The following is a 17,038-nucleotide window of genomic DNA, read 5'->3' as shown; positions in this document are numbered from 1 at the left end:
GTTTGATGTTCGATCTCTTCCACAATCTGGGTCTCGGTTTCGGTGTGGTGTTTCAGATCTCCTGGTGGTCACCCTGGTGGCTCTACGGCCTGTCGCTGCCGATCTCGATCAACATTCTCATGTGCCTGATTGGCGCATTGGTTGGCACGCTTGTCGGCGTGCTGCCCGGCATTGGCACTGTCGCAACCGTGGCGATGCTCCTGCCGATCACGTTCGGACTGCCGCCGGTCGGCGCGCTGATCATGCTCGCCGGCATCTATTACGGTGCCCAGTATGGCGGCTCGACCACGTCGATCCTGGTCAATATTCCCGGTGAGGCGACATCGGTCGTCACGGCCATCGACGGCCACGCGATGGCGAAACAGGGCCGTGCCGGCCCGGCGCTGGCGATCGCAGCAATCGGCTCGTTCTTTGCCGGCTGCGTCGCGACCGTCCTAATCGCCGTGCTCGGCGCGCCCTTGACCAAGCTCGCGCTGGCGTTCGGCCCGGCCGAATATTTCTCGCTCATGGTACTCGGCCTGATTTTCGCGGTGGTACTGGCCAAGGGCTCGGTGCTGAAGGCGATCGCGATGATCGTGTTCGGCCTGTTGCTGTCGATGGTCGGCTCCGACATCGAGACCGGCGCCTCGCGCATGGCGTTCAACATTCCGGAGCTTGCCGACGGCTTGGGCTTCGCGACGGTGGCCATGGGCGTGTTTGGTTTCGCGGAGATCATCCGCAATCTCGACGCCGGCGCCGAGATGAACCGCGATCTGGTGCAGCAGAAGATCACCGGCCTGATGCCGACCAGGAAGGACCTGATCGACTCGACGCCCGCGATCCTACGCGGCACCGTGCTCGGCTCGATCCTCGGCATTCTGCCGGGTGGCGGCGCTGTCATCGCGTCCTTTGCATCCTACACGCTCGAGAAGAAGATCGCCAAGAACCCCTCGCGGTTCGGTCGCGGCGCGATCGAGGGTGTCGCGGCGCCGGAAAGCGCCAACAACGCCGCGGCACAGACCTCCTTCATCCCGCTCCTGACGCTCGGCATCCCGCCGAACGCGGTGATGGCGTTGATGGTGGGTGCGATGACCATTCATGGCATCGTGCCTGGCCCGCAGGTGATGCAGAAGCAGCCGGAACTCGTTTGGGGCATGATCGCTTCGATGTGGATCGGCAATCTGATGCTGATCATCATCAACCTGCCGCTGGTCGGAATCTGGGTGCGGCTGTTGCGTGTGCCGTACCGGCTGATGTTCCCCTCGATCGTGATCTTCTGCGCGATCGGCATCTACTCGGTGAACAACGCGCCGGTTGACGTCATCCTCGCGGGCGTGTTCGGCCTGATCGGCTATTGGCTGATCAAGCACGATTTCGAGCCGGCGCCGCTGCTGCTCGGTATGGTGCTCGGCCCGCTGATGGAAGAGAACCTGCGCCGGGCGCTGCTGATCTCACGCGGCGACTGGACCGTGTTCCTGACGCGTCCGTTGTCGGCCGCACTGTTGGCGATCGCGGCCTTCCTGCTGGTGCTCACGGTGCTGCCTTTCCTGCGGGCCAAGCGGGACGAGGTGTTCACCGAATCCGAGAATTGATCGCCAGCACAATCAAAGTGATAGGCGAGGGGGCGGGATGCGAGTTCCGCCCCTTGTCGTTTGCTGCGGGAAGGCTCACTTTTCCGGGTATAATCGGTCGAGGCGGCGAATCGATGCTGTCGCTGCGCCGAGGCGGCCATTAAGTTCGCCGTCCTCCCAAAGGCTGCCGTTTTTCCAAAGGTTTTTGGCACATGCACCAGTATCAGGACCTGCTCGAGCGGATTCTTTCAGACGGCGCCGAGAAGACCGACCGGACCGGCACCGGCACGCTGTCGGTGTTCGGCCATCAGATGCGCTTCAATCTGTCCGCCGGTTTCCCGATGCTGACCACCAAGCGGCTGCCGCTGAAGGCGATCGTGCATGAGCTGCTGTGGTTTCTGAAGGGCGACACCAATGTCAAATATCTGCGCGACAATGGCGTCACCATTTGGGACGAGTGGGCGGACGCCAATGGCGATCTCGGCCCGGTCTATGGCCATCAATGGCGCTCCTGGCCGGCACCGGACGGCCGCAGCATCGATCAGATCGCCAACGTCATCGACATGATCAAGCGCAACCCGGACTCGCGCCGCCTGATCGTCTCGGCCTGGAATCCGGCCGAGGTCGACAAGATGGCGCTGCCGCCGTGCCACTGCCTGTTCCAGTTCTATGTCGCGAACGGAAAGCTGTCATGCCAGCTCTATCAGCGCTCGGCCGACGTGTTCCTCGGCGTGCCCTTCAACATCGCCTCCTACGCGCTGCTCACCCTGATGGTCGCGCAAGTCACGGGTTTGAAGCCCGGCGACTTCGTGCACTCGTTCGGCGACACCCACCTTTATTCCAACCATCTGGAGCAGGCGCGGCTTCAACTGACGCGCGCGCCGCGCGCGCTGCCGGTGATGCGGATCAACCCGGACGTGAAGGACATTTTTTCCTTCCGTTACGAGGATTTTGAGCTCGTCGGCTACGATCCGCATCCGCACATCAAGGCGGCGGTCGCGGTTTAGCGCTGATGTCTTTCAACATCCGCCGCGCGCGTCCAGGCGAAGCCGGGCTCGTTCTGTCCTTCATCCGCGAACTCGCTGCGTACGAAAAACTGTCGCACGAGGTCGAGGCAACCGAGGCGATGATTGCGGAGGCGCTGTTCGGCAACGATCCGCGGCTTTGTTGTGCACTCGCCGAATGGAATGGCGAGCCGGTCGGCTTTGCGGTCTGGTTCGTCAATTTCTCGACCTTCAGCGGCCGTCACGGCATCTATCTCGAGGATCTGTATGTGCGGCCGTCACATCGAGGTCACGGTCTCGGCAAGGCGTTGCTGGTTTATCTTGCCACGGAATGCGTCGAGAACGGCTGGTCGCGCCTGCAATGGGCGGTGCTCGACTGGAATGCGCCGTCGATTGCGTTCTACAAATCGCTCGGCGCCGAGATGATGGACGACTGGACGCTGTGCCGCGTCACCGGGCCTGCGCTGTCGCGACTTGCGGGGAGCGGGACCTGATGGAGATCGTTTTCGTGCTCGCGGTCGCGGAGAATGGTGTCATCGGTGCCAACAATGCGATCCCGTGGCGACTGAAATCCGACATGCAGCGCTTCAAGGCGCTCACGATCGGCAAGCCGGTTGTCATGGGCCGGAAGACGTTTGAATCCCTGCCTCGGCCGCTGTCCGGGCGAACCAATATCGTCGTCACGCGCGACGCCGGCTATCGTGCAGCCGGCGCGGTCGTCACGACCTCGAACGCAGATGCGGCCGCGGTGGCGCGGGGCGATGCCCTGCGGCGCTCGGTTGCCGAGATCGCGGTGATCGGTGGTGCCGAAATCTACCGACAATGGTTCGATCGTGCCGATCGCCTCGAAATCACGGAAGTGCATGCGCGGCCCGGAGGCGATACACATTTCGACATCGATAAGGGAATGTGGGAGGAGACGAGCCGCGTCCGCCACCCGGCCGGCCCGGACGACAGCGCCGACTACTCCTATGTGACATATCGTCGGCGGTCGCCCAATTAACCGCATTCGCCAATGTTTACATTGACTTTTCCGCTCCCGAGCATAGCTCGTGGGACGGTCATGGCCGCGTTGTAAGGGACCTGCCGGTCCCCTATAAAGCCGGCACCGGACAATGCGGGCCGGGTCAGTTCTAGTCCTGGTCTGCCGAGGAGAGCATCGAATGCCGTGGAAGAATCAGGGCGGTGGCCCGTGGGGCTCGGGTCCGAAGGGGCCATGGGGCTCAGGCCCGCAACCGGTCGGGCCGAGGCCGCCGGATCTGGAAGACCTTCTGCGGCGTGGCCAGGACCGGCTGCAGCAGATCATGCCCGGCGGCTATTTCTCCGGCATCGGCATCACGCTGATCCTGCTCATCATCATCGCGCTCTGGCTGTTGTCCGGCTTCTTCAGGGTACAATCCGAAGAACAAGGCGTGGTGCTGCGCTTTGGCAAGCACGTTCGCACCGTCGATCCCGGCCTGAACTACCATCTGCCCTATCCGATCGAGACGGTGCTGCTGCCGAAGGCGCTGCGCGTGTCCACCATTTCCATCGGCATGACGCTGATCGACGATCCGGCCCGGCGCGGGCGCTCGATCCGTGACGTACCCGAAGAGAGCCTGATGCTGACCGGCGACGAGAACATCGTCGATGTCGACTTCACCGTGTTGTGGCGCATCAAGCCCAACGGGGTCGGCAATTTCCTGTTCAATATCCAGAATCCCGAGGGCACCGTGAAGGCGGTCGCCGAAAGCGCGATGCGCGAGGTGATCGGTCGCTCCAACATCCAGCCGATCCTGACCGGGGCGCGGACGCAGACTGAAGCCACCGTGCAGGACCTGATGCAGAAGACGCTCGACGGCTACGGCGCGGGCATCCAGATCACCCAGGTGCAGATGCAGAAAGTGGATCCGCCGGCGCAGGTGATCGATGCCTTCCGCGACGTGCAGGCGGCACGCGCCAACCTTGAGCAGCTGCAAAACGAAGCCCAGACCTATGCGAACAAGGTCGTGCCGGATGCGCGTGGCCGCGCGGCCAAAATCCTGCAGGACGCCGAAGGTTACAAGGAGCAGGCGGTCGCCGAGGCCAAGGGCCAGAGCGCTCGCTTCCTGAAGGTCTACGAGGAATACAAGAAGGCGCCCGACGTGACGCGTGAACGGATCTATCTGGAGACGATGGAGCGCGTGCTCGGCGGCTCCGAGAAGCTGATTTATGACGGAGGCTCCTCGGGCCAGGGCGTCGTGCCTTATCTGCCGCTCAATGAATTGACGGCCAAGCGGCCTGCCACCACCGGCCAGCCGTCGAGCGGAGGCACCCGATGAGGTCTCCGGTTACAGGCATCGTGGCGCTGCTTGCGCTGCTGCTGGTGATGATCGTCGCCTACATGTCGCTGTTCACCGTGCAGCAGACCGAGCAGACCATCGTGCTGCAATTCGGCAAGCCGGTGGACGTCGTCACCGATCCCGGGCTGCACTTCAAGGCGCCCTGGAACTCGGTGATTAACATCGACAAGCGGATTCTCGATCTCGAGAACCCGTCGCAGGAGGTCATTGCCTCCGACCAGAAGCGGCTCGTGGTCGATGCCTTTGCGCGCTACCGCATCAAGGACGCGCTGCGCTTCTATCAGAGCGTGGGCTCGATCCAGGCCGCGAACCTGCAGCTCACCTCGCTCTTGAACGCGGCCCTGCGCCGCGTGCTCGGCGAGGTCAATTTCATCACCGTGGTGCGGGATGATCGCGAGAAGCTGATGGGACGCATCCGCGAGCAACTCGACCACGAAGCCGATGGTTACGGCATCGAGGTCGTCGACGTCCGGATCCGCCGCGCCGATCTGCCCGAGCAGAACAGCCAGGCCGTGTATCAGCGCATGCAGACCGAACGTCAGCGCGAAGCGGCCGAGTTCCGCGCGCAGGGCGGCCAGAAGGCGCAGGAGATCCGCTCCAAGGCCGATCGCGAGGCAACGGTGATCATTGCGGAGGCGAACTCGACCGCCGAGCAGACCCGCGGCGTCGGTGACGCCGAGCGCAACCGCCTGTTCGCGGAAGCCTATGGCAAGGATGCTGACTTCTTCGCATTCTACCGATCGATGTCGGCCTATGAAAACGGGCTGAAGTCGAGCGATACCCGCTTCCTGCTCCGGCCGGACTCGGATTTCTTCCGCTATTTCGGTAACCCGGGCGGCAAGACGGCCACCGAGACACCTGCGAAGCCATAAGCCAGACCAAGGGCGGCGCTTCTGCCGCCCTTGGTCCAGACAAGAACTGAATAACGGGAGGTTCCAATCCGATGAGGTCCATTGCGTTCGCCGACTTCCTCATCGGCCTAGGCATCCTGTTCGTGCTCGAAGGCCTGATGTTCGCGGCAAGTCCTAGTTGGATGCGCAAGGCCATGAAGAGCGCAATCACCACGCCGGACAACATCCTGCGCGCTGTCGGGATCGGCTCGGCTGTGGCCGGATTGATCCTGATCTGGGTTATCCGGCGGCCGATTTAGAAGGCCGCATCAACGCCAAAGTGAAGGCGAGGGGCCGCTTTTCGCCGTATTGTCCGGGCCCTGAGGCCCGTTAAGCTCCGTGCTTGCGCCGTCCCCCGGTTCGAGCGCAGTCTGGAGTCGAATCCTTGTTCTCTCTGGAGACCGCTATGACCGCTGCCACCATTGCCATGACCCGCTTGCGCCCAATCCGCTTGCGATTTGGGCTGGCTGCGATCGCCATCGGCGCCTTCAGCGCGCTGGGCTCGCCGGCCTATGCGCGCGGACCGGAGGGCATCGCCGACGTCGCCGAGAAGGTGATCGACGCGGTCGTGAACATCTCGACTTCGCAGACCGTCGACGCCAAGACCAGCGGCGGCGGCAGCAACACCATGCCGCAACTTCCTCCCGGCTCGCCGTTTGAGGAATTCTTCGACGACTTCTTCAAGAACCGCCGCGGACCCGGTGGCGGCAGCAAGGGTGCCGACAACAACCCGACGCCGCGCAAGACCAACTCGCTCGGCTCCGGCTTCATCATCGACACCTCCGGTGTCGTGGTCACAAACAACCACGTCATCGCGGATGCCGACGAGATCAACGTCATTCTCAACGACGGCAGCAAGATCAAGGCCGAGCTGGTCGGCGTCGACAAGAAGACCGATCTCGCCGTGCTGAAGTTCAAGCCGCCGAAGCCGCTGGTGTCAGTGAAGTTCGGCGACTCCGACAAGCTGCGCCTGGGCGACTGGGTGGTTGCGATCGGCAACCCCTTCAGCCTCGGCGGCACCGTGACGGCCGGTATCGTCTCGGCCAAGAACCGCGACATCTCGTCGGGCCCCTATGACAGCTACATCCAGACCGACGCGGCCATCAACCGCGGCAATTCCGGTGGCCCGCTCTTCAATCTCGATGGCGACGTCGTCGGGGTCAACACCCTGATTATCTCGCCCTCCGGCGGCTCGATCGGCATCGGCTTCGCCGTGCCGTCGAAGACGGTCGCGGGCGTCGTCGACCAGCTCCGCCAGTTCGGTGAGTTGCGCCGCGGCTGGCTCGGCGTGCGCATTCAGAGCGTGACTGACGAGATCGCCGAGAGCCTCAACATCAAGCCGCCGCGTGGCGCGCTGGTTGCCGGTGTCGACGACAAGGGTCCGGCCAAGCCCGCCGGCATCGAGCCCGGCGACGTCGTCGTCAAATTCGACGGCAAGGACGTCAAGGACCCGAAGGATCTCTCCCGCGTCGTCGCCGACACGGCGGTCGGCAAGGAGGTCGACGTCGTCATCATCCGCAAGGGCCAGGAAGAAACCAAGAAGGTTGCGCTCGGCCGGCTCCAGGATGCCGACAAGGTGCAGGCCGCCGTGAAGACCGACGAGCCCGCGCCGGAGAAGCCCGTGACCCAAAAGGCGCTCGGCCTCGATCTCGCCGCGCTCAGCAAGGATCTGCGCGCGCGTTACAAGATCAAGGACACCGTCAAGGGCGTGGTCGTCACCAATGTCGAGGTCAGTTCGGATGCGGCCGAGAAGCGGCTCTCCCCCGGCGATGTCATCGTCGAGGTGGCGCAGGAGGCGGTGTCGAGCGGCGCCGATATCCAGAACCGGGTCGACCAGCTCAAGAAGGACGGCAAGAAGTCCGTGCTGTTGCTGGTCTCGAACGGCGATGGCGAACTGCGGTTCGTGGCGTTGAGCGTGCAGTAGCGGCACAAGTAGCCACACATTCACTGTCATGCTCCGCGAAAGCGGGGCATCCAGTACGCCGCGGCTTTTCCGTATCCTCGCCCTGTCTCTGGAATACTGGATCACCCGCTTTCGCGGGTGATGACCGCGGAGAGGAGACTATTCCTCCACGAACTCCTCGCGCTTGTACCCCTGCGCATACAGCAGCGCGGTGAGATCGCCGTGATCGATCCGCGCGGCCGCCGCGGCCGCCACGGTTGGCTTGGCGTGATACGCTACGCCCAATCCCGCCGCCTGGATCATCGCGAGATCGTTGGCGCCATCGCCAACCACGAGCGAGTCGACGTCGTCGAGATCGAACGATTCCATCAAATCAACCAGCGTCGCGAGCTTGGCCGCGCGGCCCAAAATCGGCTCCTTCACCTCACCGGCGAACTTGCCGTCGCGCACCACCAGCTCGTTGGCACGGTTCTCCTGGAAGCCGAGCTGTGCGGCGACCGCGCGCGTGAACAGCGTGAAGCCGCCGGAGACCAGGCAGGTGTAGGCGCCGTGCGCGCGCATGGTCGCGACCAGCTCACGGCCTCCCGGCGTCAGCGTGATGCGTTCGGCCAGCACCTTGTCGACGACGTCTGCGGGAAGGTCCTTCAGAAGCGCAACGCGCTCGCGCAGTGCCGGCTCGAATTCGATCTCGCCGCGCATCGCACGTTCGGTGATGGCGGCCACGTGGGCCTTCAGTCCGGCGAAATCGGCGAGTTCGTCGATGCATTCCTGGCCGATCATGGTGGAATCCATGTCGGCGAGAAAAAGCCTCTTGCGCCGGAAGCCGGCCGGCTGCACGACGATGTCGATCGGCAGGTCGCCGCGAAGCTCGCGCAACCGCTGCTCGATGGCGTGACGGTCGCCTTCGAGGTTACTGTCCGCGCCGAAGGGAATGTCGACCGCGACCCCGTCGAACAGCCAGTGCGCCGGTGCTGCCTTGGGCAGCACGGCCCGGGCGCCGTCGACGATGGTGCTGTCGAGGGCGGGATTGGCGGGATTGCAGATCAGCGTGGCGACGAGGGACATTTGAGGTTTTCGTGAGCGAGGGACAAGTCGGCAGAAGGCATGTTGGCAAGGCGGTGCTTATCGCAGGCCCGACCGCCAGCGGCAAGTCGGCCCTGGCGCTCGAGCTGGCGCTCGCCACCAATGGCGTCGTCATCAATGCCGATTCCATGCAGGTCTATCGCGACCTCCGCATCATCACGGCGCGCCCGACCCATGGCGACGAGGCGCGCGTGCCGCATCGCCTCTATGGCCATGTCGATGCTGCCGTGAATTTCTCGGCCGGCGCCTGGGTGAGCGACGCCGCGAGGGCACTCGAAGAGGCGCAGGCGCAGGATCGCCTGCCGATCTTCATCGGCGGCACCGGGCTGTATTTCAAGGCGTTGACGGCCGGGCTCTCGGTCGTGCCGCCGATCCCGGCGGAGGTGCGCGAGAGCGTACGGGCGCGGCTGGAGCAGAACGGCGTCGAGGCGCTGCACGCGGAACTCGCGCGCCGCGATCCGCGCGCGGCCGAGCGATTGAACCTGCGCGACCGCAGCCGCATCGCGCGCGCGCTCGAAGTGATCGAAGCGACCGGCCGCTCGCTGCTCGACTGGCACCGCGAGGGGGAGCCGCCGCTGTTGCCGAAGGACAGTTTTCGCGCGGTGTTCCTTAGCCCCGAGCGCGACGAGCTCTATGCCCGCATCGATGCTCGCTTCGACGCCATGCTGGGGGCCGGTGCAGTGAGGGAAGTCGAGCGGCTGGTTGCCAGGCGGCTCGACCCACTTCTGCCGGCCATGAAGGCGCATGGCGTGCCGGCATTGATGCGGCACCTGCGCGGCGAGCTCAGTCTGGACGAGGCCGCCTCGATCGGGCGCGCCGATACCCGCCACTACGCCAAGCGGCAATTCACCTGGTTCCGGCACCAATTGCCCGAGTTCGAGTGGGTGAAGCCCGAGGAGGCGAGGGGGTGGCTGGCCGCTGTCGTCAATGCGGCGCGGGACCCGGAATGACGGGCTTTTGTGCGTCGCCTCGCGAATTTGCTCTCGCCGAACTCGGGGAACGCCGCTACACTGCCAAAATCGCGCGGGAACGGCCGCATTGCCTTGACATCCGGGCTTTGGCCGCTATGTTCGCGCAACCTTTGGGAAGCTGAGCGCCAGCCATGCGTAACATTATTACCAAACTCCTTATCGCCGTCGTACCCAGGCACACCGCCGGGGGTGGCTAGCTGCCATCCACATGACAGGCGGTGTGCATGGGCCCTCTTCGGGGCCTTTTTTATTTCCCGAACCCGACACGAACGAAGCCGCTGGCAACAGCGCATCCGGAGCAAGCCAATGAGTGACAAGAGCCACGATCCGAACCAGATGACCGGCGCCGCGATGATCGTCCGCGCGCTCATCGATCATGGCGTGACGGATATCTTCGGCTATCCCGGCGGCGCGGTGCTTCCGATCTATGACGAGATCTTCCAGCAGAGCGAGGTCCAGCACATCCTGGTCCGCCATGAGCAGGGCGCCGGCCATGCTGCTGAAGGCTACGCGCGCTCGACCGGAAAGCCGGGTGTTGCGCTGGTGACCTCCGGTCCGGGGGCCACCAACATGGTGACGCCGCTCACCGACGCGCTGATGGATTCGATCCCGCTGGTCTGCATCTCCGGCCAGGTCCCGACGCATCTGATCGGCAACGACGCGTTCCAGGAATGCGACACCGTCGGCATCACGCGCCCCTGCACCAAGCACAATTGGCTGGTGCGCGATGTCAACGATCTCGCAAAAGTGCTGCACGAGGCCTTCTATGTCGCGACCTCCGGCCGTCCCGGCCCGGTGCTGGTCGACGTGCCGAAGGACGTGCAGTTTGCGACCGGCACCTATCATCCGCCGCGCAAGTCCGACGTGCACCGCTCCTATGCGCCGCGGGTGAAAGGTGACGCGACGCAGATCCGCAAGGCGGTGGCGCTGCTCGCAGGCGCCAAGCGCCCGGTGATCTACAGCGGCGGCGGCGTCATCAATTCCGGCCCGGAGGCCACCAAGCTGCTGCGCGAACTGGTCGAGGTCACCGGCTTTCCGATCACCTCGACGCTGATGGGCCTCGGCGCCTATCCGGCGTCGGGCAAGAACTGGCTCGGCATGCTCGGCATGCACGGCACCTACGAAGCCAACATGACCATGCATGATTGCGACGTCATGCTGTGCGTCGGCGCGCGCTTCGACGACCGCATCACCGGCCGCGTCGACGCGTTCTCGCCGCATTCGAAGAAGATCCACATCGACATCGATCCGTCCTCGATCAACAAGAACATCCGGGTCGACGTGCCGATCATCGGCGACTGCGGCAACATCCTGGGCGACATCCTCCAGGTGTTCAAGGCGGAGGCGAAGAAGCCCGACATCAAGGCATGGTGGCAGCAGATCGCGCAGTGGCGCGCCCGCAACTCGCTGTATTACAAGAAGAGCAGCGATATCATCCTGCCGCAGCACGCGATTCAGAGCCTGTTCGAGGCGACGCGCGGCAGGGACACCTACATCACGACCGAGGTCGGCCAGCACCAGATGTGGGCCGCACAGTTCTTCGGCTTCGAGGAGCCGCATCGCTGGATGACCTCGGGCGGTCTCGGCACGATGGGCTACGGCCTGCCGGCCGCGGTCGGCGTGCAGGTGGCCCATCCCGACAGTCTCGTCATCGACATCGCCGGCGACGCCTCGGTGCAGATGACGATGCAGGAAATGTCGACGGCGGTGCAGTACGAGCTACCGATCAAGATCTTCATCCTGAACAATCAGTACATGGGCATGGTGCGGCAGTGGCAGCAACTGCTGCATGGCAACCGGCTGTCGCATTCCTACTCGGAAGCGCTGCCGGATTTCGTCAAGCTCGCGGAGGCCTATGGCGGCGTCGGCATCCAGGTGCACAAGCCTTCCGATCTCGATGGCGCCATCCAGGAGATGATCTCGGTCAAGCGCCCGGTGCTGTTCGACTGCCGCGTCGCCGCGCTGGAAAACTGCTTCCCGATGATCCCGTCCGGCAAGGCGCACAACGAGATGCTGTTGCCGGAGCAGGCCAATGACGAGGCAACGGCAAAGGCGTTTGCCGGCGGCAAGGCGCTGGTGTGAGCGCGATCGTTACAAACTCCGCTGTCATCGCCCGGCTTGACCGGGCGATCCAGTACGCCGAGGCCTCTCGATCACTCTCGGGGGCTTCTGGAACACTCGATCCCCGCCTTCGCGGGGATGACAGGTGTGAGCAATGGTCCATGGAAGGGCTACAATGTTCGACCTGAGGGAGCTCGATCGCGCGCACAAGATCGTGGGGCAGGCGATGCCGCCGACGCCGGCGCATGTCTGGCCGCTGCTGAACCAGCGGGTCGGCACCGAGGTCGTGGTCAAGCACGAGAACCACACCCCGATCGGCGCCTTCAAGGTGCGCGGCGGGCTGGTCTATCTCGATCGGCTCAAGCGCGAGCGGCCGAACATTCCCGGCATCATCTCGGCGACGCGCGGCAATCACGGCCAGAGCCTCGCTTTTGCCGCGAGCCGCCACGGCGTGCCTGCGGTGATCTATGTGCCGCGCGGCAATTCGGTCGAGAAGAACCGTGCGATGAAAGCCTTTGGCGCCGAGCTCGTCGAGCACGGTGAGGACTTTCAGGCCGCGCGCGAGGAGGCCGGACACCGCGCGCAGTTCGCCGGGCTCCACATGGTGCCGTCGTTCCACACCGACCTCGTGCTGGGTGTCGCGACCTATGCGCTCGAACTGTTCAGGGCCGCGCCTGACCTTGATGTCCTCTATGTGCCGATCGGGCAGGGCTCCGGCATCTGCGGCTGCATCTTGGCGCGCGACCTGCTCGGCTTGAAGACCGAGATTGTCGGCGTGCAGTCGACCGCGGCGCCGTCCTACGCGCTGTCGTTCGCCGCGGGGAAGATCGTGACGACCGAGACCAGCAATACGCTCGCCGACGGCATGGCGACGCGGATTCCCGATCCGGAAGCGCTTGCCATCATCCGCAAGGGTGCCTCGCGTATCGTCCAGGTGACGGACGAAGAAGTCGCCGCAGCGATCCGCGCCTACTGGACCGACACGCACAATCTCGCTGAAGGCGCCGGCGCCGCCGCGCTCGCCGCGGCGCTTCAGGAAAAGACAAAACTGTCAGGCAGGCGCGTCGGTCTCGTGCTGTCCGGCGGCAACATCGATTTTGATCTGTTCCGCCGTTGGGTCGGGACGGACGTGCCAGCGATGGCGTGACGAGAGACAAGAGGGGACGACAATGAACCAGCCCGCATCCGCCTATTTCATCGAGGAGCGTCACGATCCCAGCGAGACGCATACGCTCTCCGTGCTCGTGCAGAACGAACCGGGCGTGCTCGCGCGCGTGATCGGCCTGTTCTCCGGGCGCGGCTACAACATCGAAAGCCTCACGGTGTCGGAGACCGAGAGCCAGAAGCATCTCTCGCGCATCACCATCGTCACCACGGGTACGCCGATGGTGATCGAACAGATCAAGCACCAGCTCGACCGCATGATTCCGGTCTACCGCGTCGTCGACATGACGCTGACCAAGCGCTCGATCGAGCGCGAACTCGCCATGGTCAAGGTGCGCGGACAGGGCGATCACCGCGTCGAAGCGCTGCGGCTTGCGGATGCGTTCCGCGCCCGCGTGATCGATGCCACCACCGAGAGCTTTGTGTTCGAGATCACAGGCAATAGCGAAAAAATCAACCAGTTTATCGACCTGATGCGCCCGCTCGGCCTTGTCGAGGTGTCGCGCACCGGCGTTGCCGCGATCGGCCGCGGGCCCGAAGGGATGTGACCCATGCTGGCGCGCGACTGGTACTATAACGAGCGCAACCGGATCGGCATCGGGCCCGCGGTCGCCTCGATTTATGACAGCCACGATGACGCCGATCTGCGCGCGCGCGCCGCGCTCAAGATGCTCGGCGTGCAGCGGGGCTGGCGCATCGCCGATATCGGCTGCGGCAACGGTGTGCTGGCGACCGAAGCCGCGCTGATGGGTGCCGAGGTCGATGCCATCGACATCTCGCCGGCGATGCTGGCGCTGGCCGAGATCTATGCCCGCGATCGCAAGGCGCCTGTCCGTACGCAATCGGCGGGCCTGCTCAGCTTCTCGTACCAGCCGGAAAGCTACGATCTGATCGTCAGCGAGTTCACGCTGCACCATCTGCCGGATTTCTGGAAGGTGGTTGCGATGTCGCGGATCTATCGCGCGCTGAAGCCGGGCGCGAGCTTCTATCTGCGCGATATTGTTTATGTCTCGATGCCCGACGCCGTCGACCGCGACGTCGAGCAATGGGCCGACTTCCAAACCAACAACCACGATTTCTCGCGCGAGAGCGTGATGGCGCATATGCGCGACGAATATTCCACCTTCGGCTGGGTGATGGAGCGGATGCTGACCGATGTCGGCTTCACGCTGGTCTCGGTCGACTACCACGCGCCGATGCACGGCACTTATCTGCTGCGGAAACCCAAGGCCGGCGAGCAAGCATGAAGCTGGCCGATATCCTCATTGCCATCCTGGTGGCGATCATCTGGGGGCTTGCCTTCGTGGCGAGCCGGTTCGCGCTCGACGAGTTTTCGCCGGAGCTGATGACTGCGATGCGCTTCCTCATCGCCGCAGTGCCTTGCCTGTTCGTTCGCAAGCCCAAGATCGCATGGTCGCTCTTGATCGCGATCAGCTTCACGCTGTTCCTCGGTCAGTTCCTGAGCCAGGCCTACGGCATCGCGCATGGGGTGCCGGTGGGCTTGACTTCCGTCGTCGTGCAGAGCCAGGCGCTGTTCACCATCGGCTTCGCCGCGCTCGCATTTGGTGAGCGCCCGACGCCGGTGCAGACGCTGGGCGTCCTCATTGCGGCCGTCGGCCTGCTGATGATCTGCGGCACCGTCGGCTACGATTTCAGCGTCGGTGCTTTCGGGGTGCTGATGATCGCGCCGATCAGTTTTGCTGTCGGCAACGTTTTGCTGCGGGGAGCCCGTGGCGTGCCGATGTTCGACCTCTTCGCGTGGCTGTGCCTCACTTCCGCAGTGCCGTTGTTCGCACTCGCGCTGGCCGTCGATGGGCCGGCGCCGACCTGGCAGGCGGTGATCCACATGTCGCTGAGGGGCCTCATGTGCCTGCTCGTGATCGGTGCCATCTCCACCAGCATTGCCTATTGGCTGTGGGGCCGGCTGCTGCGTGATTATCCGGCGGCCCAAGTGGTGCCGTTCGCCCTGCTCGTGCCGTTCGTCGGTTCTGCCGCCTCCAGCATCGTGTTCGGCGAGAAGTTCGGCCCGCTGCGCCTCGCCGGCATGCTGACCGTGATCGGCGGCATCGCGGTGATGGTGCTGGTCAGGCGGCCGCGCGCGCTGCCGAAAACCGCGTGAGGTGAATATGGCCTATTCGCTCTTCTATGCCTTTCTGGCTTTCATGGTGGTGATGTACTTCACCCCCGGGCCGAACAACATCATGCTGCTGACCTCGGGCCTGACCTATGGCTTTCGGCGCACCATCCCCCACATCGCCGGCATCGTCATCGGCTTCGCCTTCATGATCGGTGCTGTCGGCCTTGGGCTCGGCACCGTCTTCCTGGCGTATCCGATCCTTGAGACGATTTTGAAATATGCCGGCGCCGCCTACCTGATTTACCTCGCCACCGTGATCGCCTTCTCCGGCCCGGCCAAGCCGGGCGAGGCAAGCGCCCGCGGGCCGATGACCTTCTGGGGCGCGGCCATGTTCCAGTGGATCAACGCCAAGGGCTGGGTGATCGTGATCGGGACCATCACCGCCTATGCGGCGATTGCCCGGTTTCCAATCAACATCGCGATCCAGACCCTGATCAGCCTTCTCGTGGGCGCGGTCTCGACCGTGGTCTGGGCGCTCTTCGGCAGCGCGCTGCGGCCGGTCCTGACCTCCGAGCGGCTGGTCCGCGTCTTCAACGTGTTGATGGCGATCCTGCTGTTGGCATCGCTCTACCCTGTTTTCATGGATGCATGATGCCGCGGATTTCCATGCAGAAACGGGTTTCCCAGGGGGCCGAAAATGCTCTAGACAGCCCCCGAAATCCGCAAATTTCACGATCTGAGACCTGACCAACGGCCGCTTCCGGCCCCTGAATGAGGAAATGACCATGCGTGTTTATTACGATCGCGACGCCGACCTGAACCTGATCAAGGGCAAGAAGGTGGTCATCGTCGGCTATGGCAGCCAGGGCCACGCCCATGCGCTCAACCTCAAGGATTCCGGCGTCAAGGACGTCGCGATCGCGCTTCGCAAGGGTTCGGCTTCGGCCAAGAAGGCGGAAGCTGCCGGCTTCAAGGTGATGGAAGTCGCCGAAGCTGCCAAGTGGGGCGATCTCGTCATGATGCTGACCCCGGACGAGCTCCAGGGCGACATCTATCGCGAGCACCTGCACGACAACATGAAGAAGGGCGCAGCGCTCGTCTTCGCGCACGGCCTCAACGTCCACTTCAACCTGCTCGATCCGCGCGCCGACCTCGACGTGCTGATGATCGCGCCGAAGGGCCCCGGCCACACCGTGCGCTCGGAGTATCAGCGCGGCGGCGGCGTGCCCTGCCTGATCGCGATCGCCAAGGACTCGTCCGGCAACGCCCATGACCTCGGCCTGTCCTACGCCTCCGCCATCGGCGGCGGCCGCGCCGGCATCATCGAGACCTCGTTCAAGGAAGAGTGCGAGACCGACCTGTTCGGCGAGCAGGTCGTGCTCTGCGGCGGCCTGGTCGAGCTGATCAAGGGTGGCTACGAGACCCTGGTCGAAGCCGGCTACGCGCCGGAGATGGCCTATTTCGAGTGCCTGCACGAAGTGAAGCTGATCGTCGACCTGATCTATGAAGGCGGCATCGCCAACATGAACTACTCGATCTCCAACACGGCCGAGTACGGCGAGTACGTCACCGGGCCGCGCATCGTCACCGACGAGACCAAGAAGGAGATGAAGCGGGTTCTGAACGACATCCAGTCGGGCAAGTTCGCACGCGACTGGATGCTCGAGAACAAGGTCAACCAGACCTCGTTCAAGGCAACCCGCGCCAAGCTCGCCCAGCACCCGATCGAGGAAGTCGGCGCGAAGCTGCGCGACATGATGCCCTGGATCAAGAAGGGCGCGCTGGTCGACAAGAGCAAGAACTAAGGTCTGGCTCCCCCGGACGCAGCGCAACACTGCTGGCGATGCGAAGCATCGTCCAGCGGCGTGCGCTGGTCCGGGGGGCTACCTGCGCGCCATTCCTAACCGGAGTGCCCGGCGTGGGGTGGGGTACTGATCGGTATGGAGATGCCTCCGGCATCCATCCGTAGGACTACCGAGTTCAATTTGCGATAGCCGGTTCAACCAAATCTTAG

General features: G+C 64.1%; 17 protein-coding genes. 16 read left to right on the top strand and 1 reads right to left on the bottom strand.

The features are described from left to right. Window positions 1-5: 5 nt before the first annotated feature. The 8 genes from AC0L2O_RS05515 to AC0L2O_RS05480 all read left to right on the top strand — a co-directional run bounded on the left by AC0L2O_RS05515 (window position 6) and on the right by AC0L2O_RS05480 (window position 7,689). Window positions 6-1,571 carry a tripartite tricarboxylate transporter permease gene (locus AC0L2O_RS05515; protein ID WP_369721794.1) on the top strand — a complete coding sequence of 522 codons (1,566 nt, stop codon included), beginning with the start codon at window positions 6-8 and terminating at the stop codon, window positions 1,569-1,571. A 191-nt stretch (window positions 1,572-1,762) separates the two neighbouring features. Continuing rightward, a complete protein-coding gene (locus AC0L2O_RS05510; RefSeq protein ID WP_369721795.1) occupies window positions 1,763-2,557 on the top strand; it encodes a thymidylate synthase in 795 nt (264 codons plus the stop codon). 5 nt (window positions 2,558-2,562) lie between these two features. Continuing rightward, window positions 2,563-3,048: a GNAT family N-acetyltransferase gene (locus AC0L2O_RS05505; protein ID WP_473368982.1), complete on the top strand. Its 486-nt coding sequence runs from the start codon at window positions 2,563-2,565 to the stop codon at window positions 3,046-3,048. Then, window positions 3,048-3,557, top strand: a complete 510-nt coding sequence (locus AC0L2O_RS05500) for a dihydrofolate reductase (protein ID WP_473368981.1) — start codon at window positions 3,048-3,050, stop codon at window positions 3,555-3,557. Before AC0L2O_RS05505 ends, AC0L2O_RS05500 begins: the two co-directional genes overlap by 1 nt. Window positions 3,558-3,717: 160 nt before the next feature. Next, a complete protein-coding gene (hflK, locus tag AC0L2O_RS05495) occupies window positions 3,718-4,854 on the top strand; it encodes an FtsH protease activity modulator HflK (RefSeq protein WP_369721798.1) in 1,137 nt (378 codons plus the stop codon). Further along, window positions 4,851-5,747 carry a protease modulator HflC gene (gene hflC, locus AC0L2O_RS05490; RefSeq protein WP_369721799.1) on the top strand — a complete coding sequence of 299 codons (897 nt, stop codon included), beginning with the start codon at window positions 4,851-4,853 and terminating at the stop codon, window positions 5,745-5,747. Before hflK ends, hflC begins: the two co-directional genes overlap by 4 nt. Window positions 5,748-5,818: 71 nt before the next feature. Continuing rightward, a complete protein-coding gene (locus tag AC0L2O_RS05485; protein WP_369721800.1) occupies window positions 5,819-6,025 on the top strand; it encodes a DUF2065 domain-containing protein in 207 nt (68 codons plus the stop codon). Window positions 6,026-6,171: 146 nt separating this feature from the next. Further along, on the top strand, window positions 6,172-7,689 hold the full coding sequence (locus AC0L2O_RS05480) for a Do family serine endopeptidase (protein WP_473368980.1): 1,518 nt from the start codon (window positions 6,172-6,174) through the stop codon (window positions 7,687-7,689). Window positions 7,690-7,827: 138 nt separating this feature from the next. On the opposite strand, the gene serB is transcribed toward AC0L2O_RS05480, so the two are convergent. Next, window positions 7,828-8,733: a phosphoserine phosphatase SerB gene (gene serB / locus AC0L2O_RS05475; protein ID WP_473368979.1), complete on the bottom strand. Its 906-nt coding sequence runs from the start codon at window positions 8,731-8,733 to the stop codon at window positions 7,828-7,830. 11 nt (window positions 8,734-8,744) lie between these two features. Between serB and miaA the strand changes: the two genes are divergently transcribed. From miaA to ilvC, 8 genes are all read left to right on the top strand, one after another. Beyond that, a complete protein-coding gene (gene miaA, locus AC0L2O_RS05470; RefSeq protein ID WP_473368978.1) occupies window positions 8,745-9,701 on the top strand; it encodes a tRNA (adenosine(37)-N6)-dimethylallyltransferase MiaA in 957 nt (318 codons plus the stop codon). Window positions 9,702-10,028: 327 nt separating this feature from the next. Next, window positions 10,029-11,804 (top strand): acetolactate synthase 3 large subunit, encoded by a 1,776-nt coding sequence (locus AC0L2O_RS05465; RefSeq protein ID WP_369721803.1) that lies wholly within the window; start codon window positions 10,029-10,031, stop codon window positions 11,802-11,804. Between the two features lie 154 nt (window positions 11,805-11,958). Then, on the top strand, window positions 11,959-12,930 hold the full coding sequence (locus AC0L2O_RS05460; protein ID WP_473368977.1) for a threonine dehydratase: 972 nt from the start codon (window positions 11,959-11,961) through the stop codon (window positions 12,928-12,930). A 22-nt stretch (window positions 12,931-12,952) separates the two neighbouring features. Further along, complete coding sequence (gene ilvN, locus AC0L2O_RS05455) at window positions 12,953-13,495, top strand: acetolactate synthase small subunit (protein WP_369721805.1); 543 nt, start codon at window positions 12,953-12,955, stop codon at window positions 13,493-13,495. 3 nt (window positions 13,496-13,498) lie between these two features. Continuing rightward, complete coding sequence (locus AC0L2O_RS05450) at window positions 13,499-14,194, top strand: class I SAM-dependent methyltransferase (protein ID WP_473368976.1); 696 nt, start codon at window positions 13,499-13,501, stop codon at window positions 14,192-14,194. Next, window positions 14,191-15,066 carry an EamA family transporter gene (locus AC0L2O_RS05445; protein ID WP_473368975.1) on the top strand — a complete coding sequence of 292 codons (876 nt, stop codon included), beginning with the start codon at window positions 14,191-14,193 and terminating at the stop codon, window positions 15,064-15,066. Before AC0L2O_RS05450 ends, AC0L2O_RS05445 begins: the two co-directional genes overlap by 4 nt. Before the next feature lie 7 nt (window positions 15,067-15,073). Further along, a complete protein-coding gene (locus tag AC0L2O_RS05440) occupies window positions 15,074-15,676 on the top strand; it encodes a LysE family translocator (RefSeq protein ID WP_473368974.1) in 603 nt (200 codons plus the stop codon). A 133-nt stretch (window positions 15,677-15,809) separates the two neighbouring features. Continuing rightward, window positions 15,810-16,829 carry a ketol-acid reductoisomerase gene (ilvC, locus tag AC0L2O_RS05435; RefSeq protein WP_409192372.1) on the top strand — a complete coding sequence of 340 codons (1,020 nt, stop codon included), beginning with the start codon at window positions 15,810-15,812 and terminating at the stop codon, window positions 16,827-16,829. Window positions 16,830-17,038 lie beyond the last annotated feature (209 nt).

This window comes from Bradyrhizobium sp. Kon10 (genome assembly GCF_055807395.1).
Note: the sequence above shows the minus strand (reverse complement) of the source record. Positions and strands in the feature narration are given on the sequence as shown.

What these genes read in the sequence shown, in the direction of transcription:
- AC0L2O_RS05450 (WP_473368976.1), top strand. Translation starts at nt 13,499, where the DNA reads ATGCTGGCGCGCGACTGGTACTATAACGAGCGCAACCGGATCGGCATC.
- AC0L2O_RS05485 (WP_369721800.1), top strand. Translation starts at nt 5,819, where the DNA reads ATGAGGTCCATTGCGTTCGCCGACTTCCTCATCGGCCTAGGCATCCTG.
- AC0L2O_RS05465 (WP_369721803.1), top strand. Translation starts at nt 10,029, where the DNA reads ATGAGTGACAAGAGCCACGATCCGAACCAGATGACCGGCGCCGCGATG.
- ilvC (WP_409192372.1), top strand. Translation starts at nt 15,810, where the DNA reads ATGCGTGTTTATTACGATCGCGACGCCGACCTGAACCTGATCAAGGGC.
- AC0L2O_RS05445 (WP_473368975.1), top strand. Translation starts at nt 14,191, where the DNA reads ATGAAGCTGGCCGATATCCTCATTGCCATCCTGGTGGCGATCATCTGG.
- AC0L2O_RS05440 (WP_473368974.1), top strand. Translation starts at nt 15,074, where the DNA reads ATGGCCTATTCGCTCTTCTATGCCTTTCTGGCTTTCATGGTGGTGATG.
- ilvN (WP_369721805.1), top strand. Translation starts at nt 12,953, where the DNA reads ATGAACCAGCCCGCATCCGCCTATTTCATCGAGGAGCGTCACGATCCC.
- AC0L2O_RS05460 (WP_473368977.1), top strand. Translation starts at nt 11,959, where the DNA reads ATGTTCGACCTGAGGGAGCTCGATCGCGCGCACAAGATCGTGGGGCAG.
- serB (WP_473368979.1), bottom strand. Translation starts at nt 8,733, where the DNA reads ATGTCCCTCGTCGCCACGCTGATCTGCAATCCCGCCAATCCCGCCCTC.
- hflK (WP_369721798.1), top strand. Translation starts at nt 3,718, where the DNA reads ATGCCGTGGAAGAATCAGGGCGGTGGCCCGTGGGGCTCGGGTCCGAAG.
- AC0L2O_RS05515 (WP_369721794.1), top strand. Translation starts at nt 6, where the DNA reads ATGTTCGATCTCTTCCACAATCTGGGTCTCGGTTTCGGTGTGGTGTTT.
- hflC (WP_369721799.1), top strand. Translation starts at nt 4,851, where the DNA reads ATGAGGTCTCCGGTTACAGGCATCGTGGCGCTGCTTGCGCTGCTGCTG.
- AC0L2O_RS05480 (WP_473368980.1), top strand. Translation starts at nt 6,172, where the DNA reads ATGACCGCTGCCACCATTGCCATGACCCGCTTGCGCCCAATCCGCTTG.
- AC0L2O_RS05510 (WP_369721795.1), top strand. Translation starts at nt 1,763, where the DNA reads ATGCACCAGTATCAGGACCTGCTCGAGCGGATTCTTTCAGACGGCGCC.
- AC0L2O_RS05505 (WP_473368982.1), top strand. Translation starts at nt 2,563, where the DNA reads ATGTCTTTCAACATCCGCCGCGCGCGTCCAGGCGAAGCCGGGCTCGTT.
- AC0L2O_RS05500 (WP_473368981.1), top strand. Translation starts at nt 3,048, where the DNA reads ATGGAGATCGTTTTCGTGCTCGCGGTCGCGGAGAATGGTGTCATCGGT.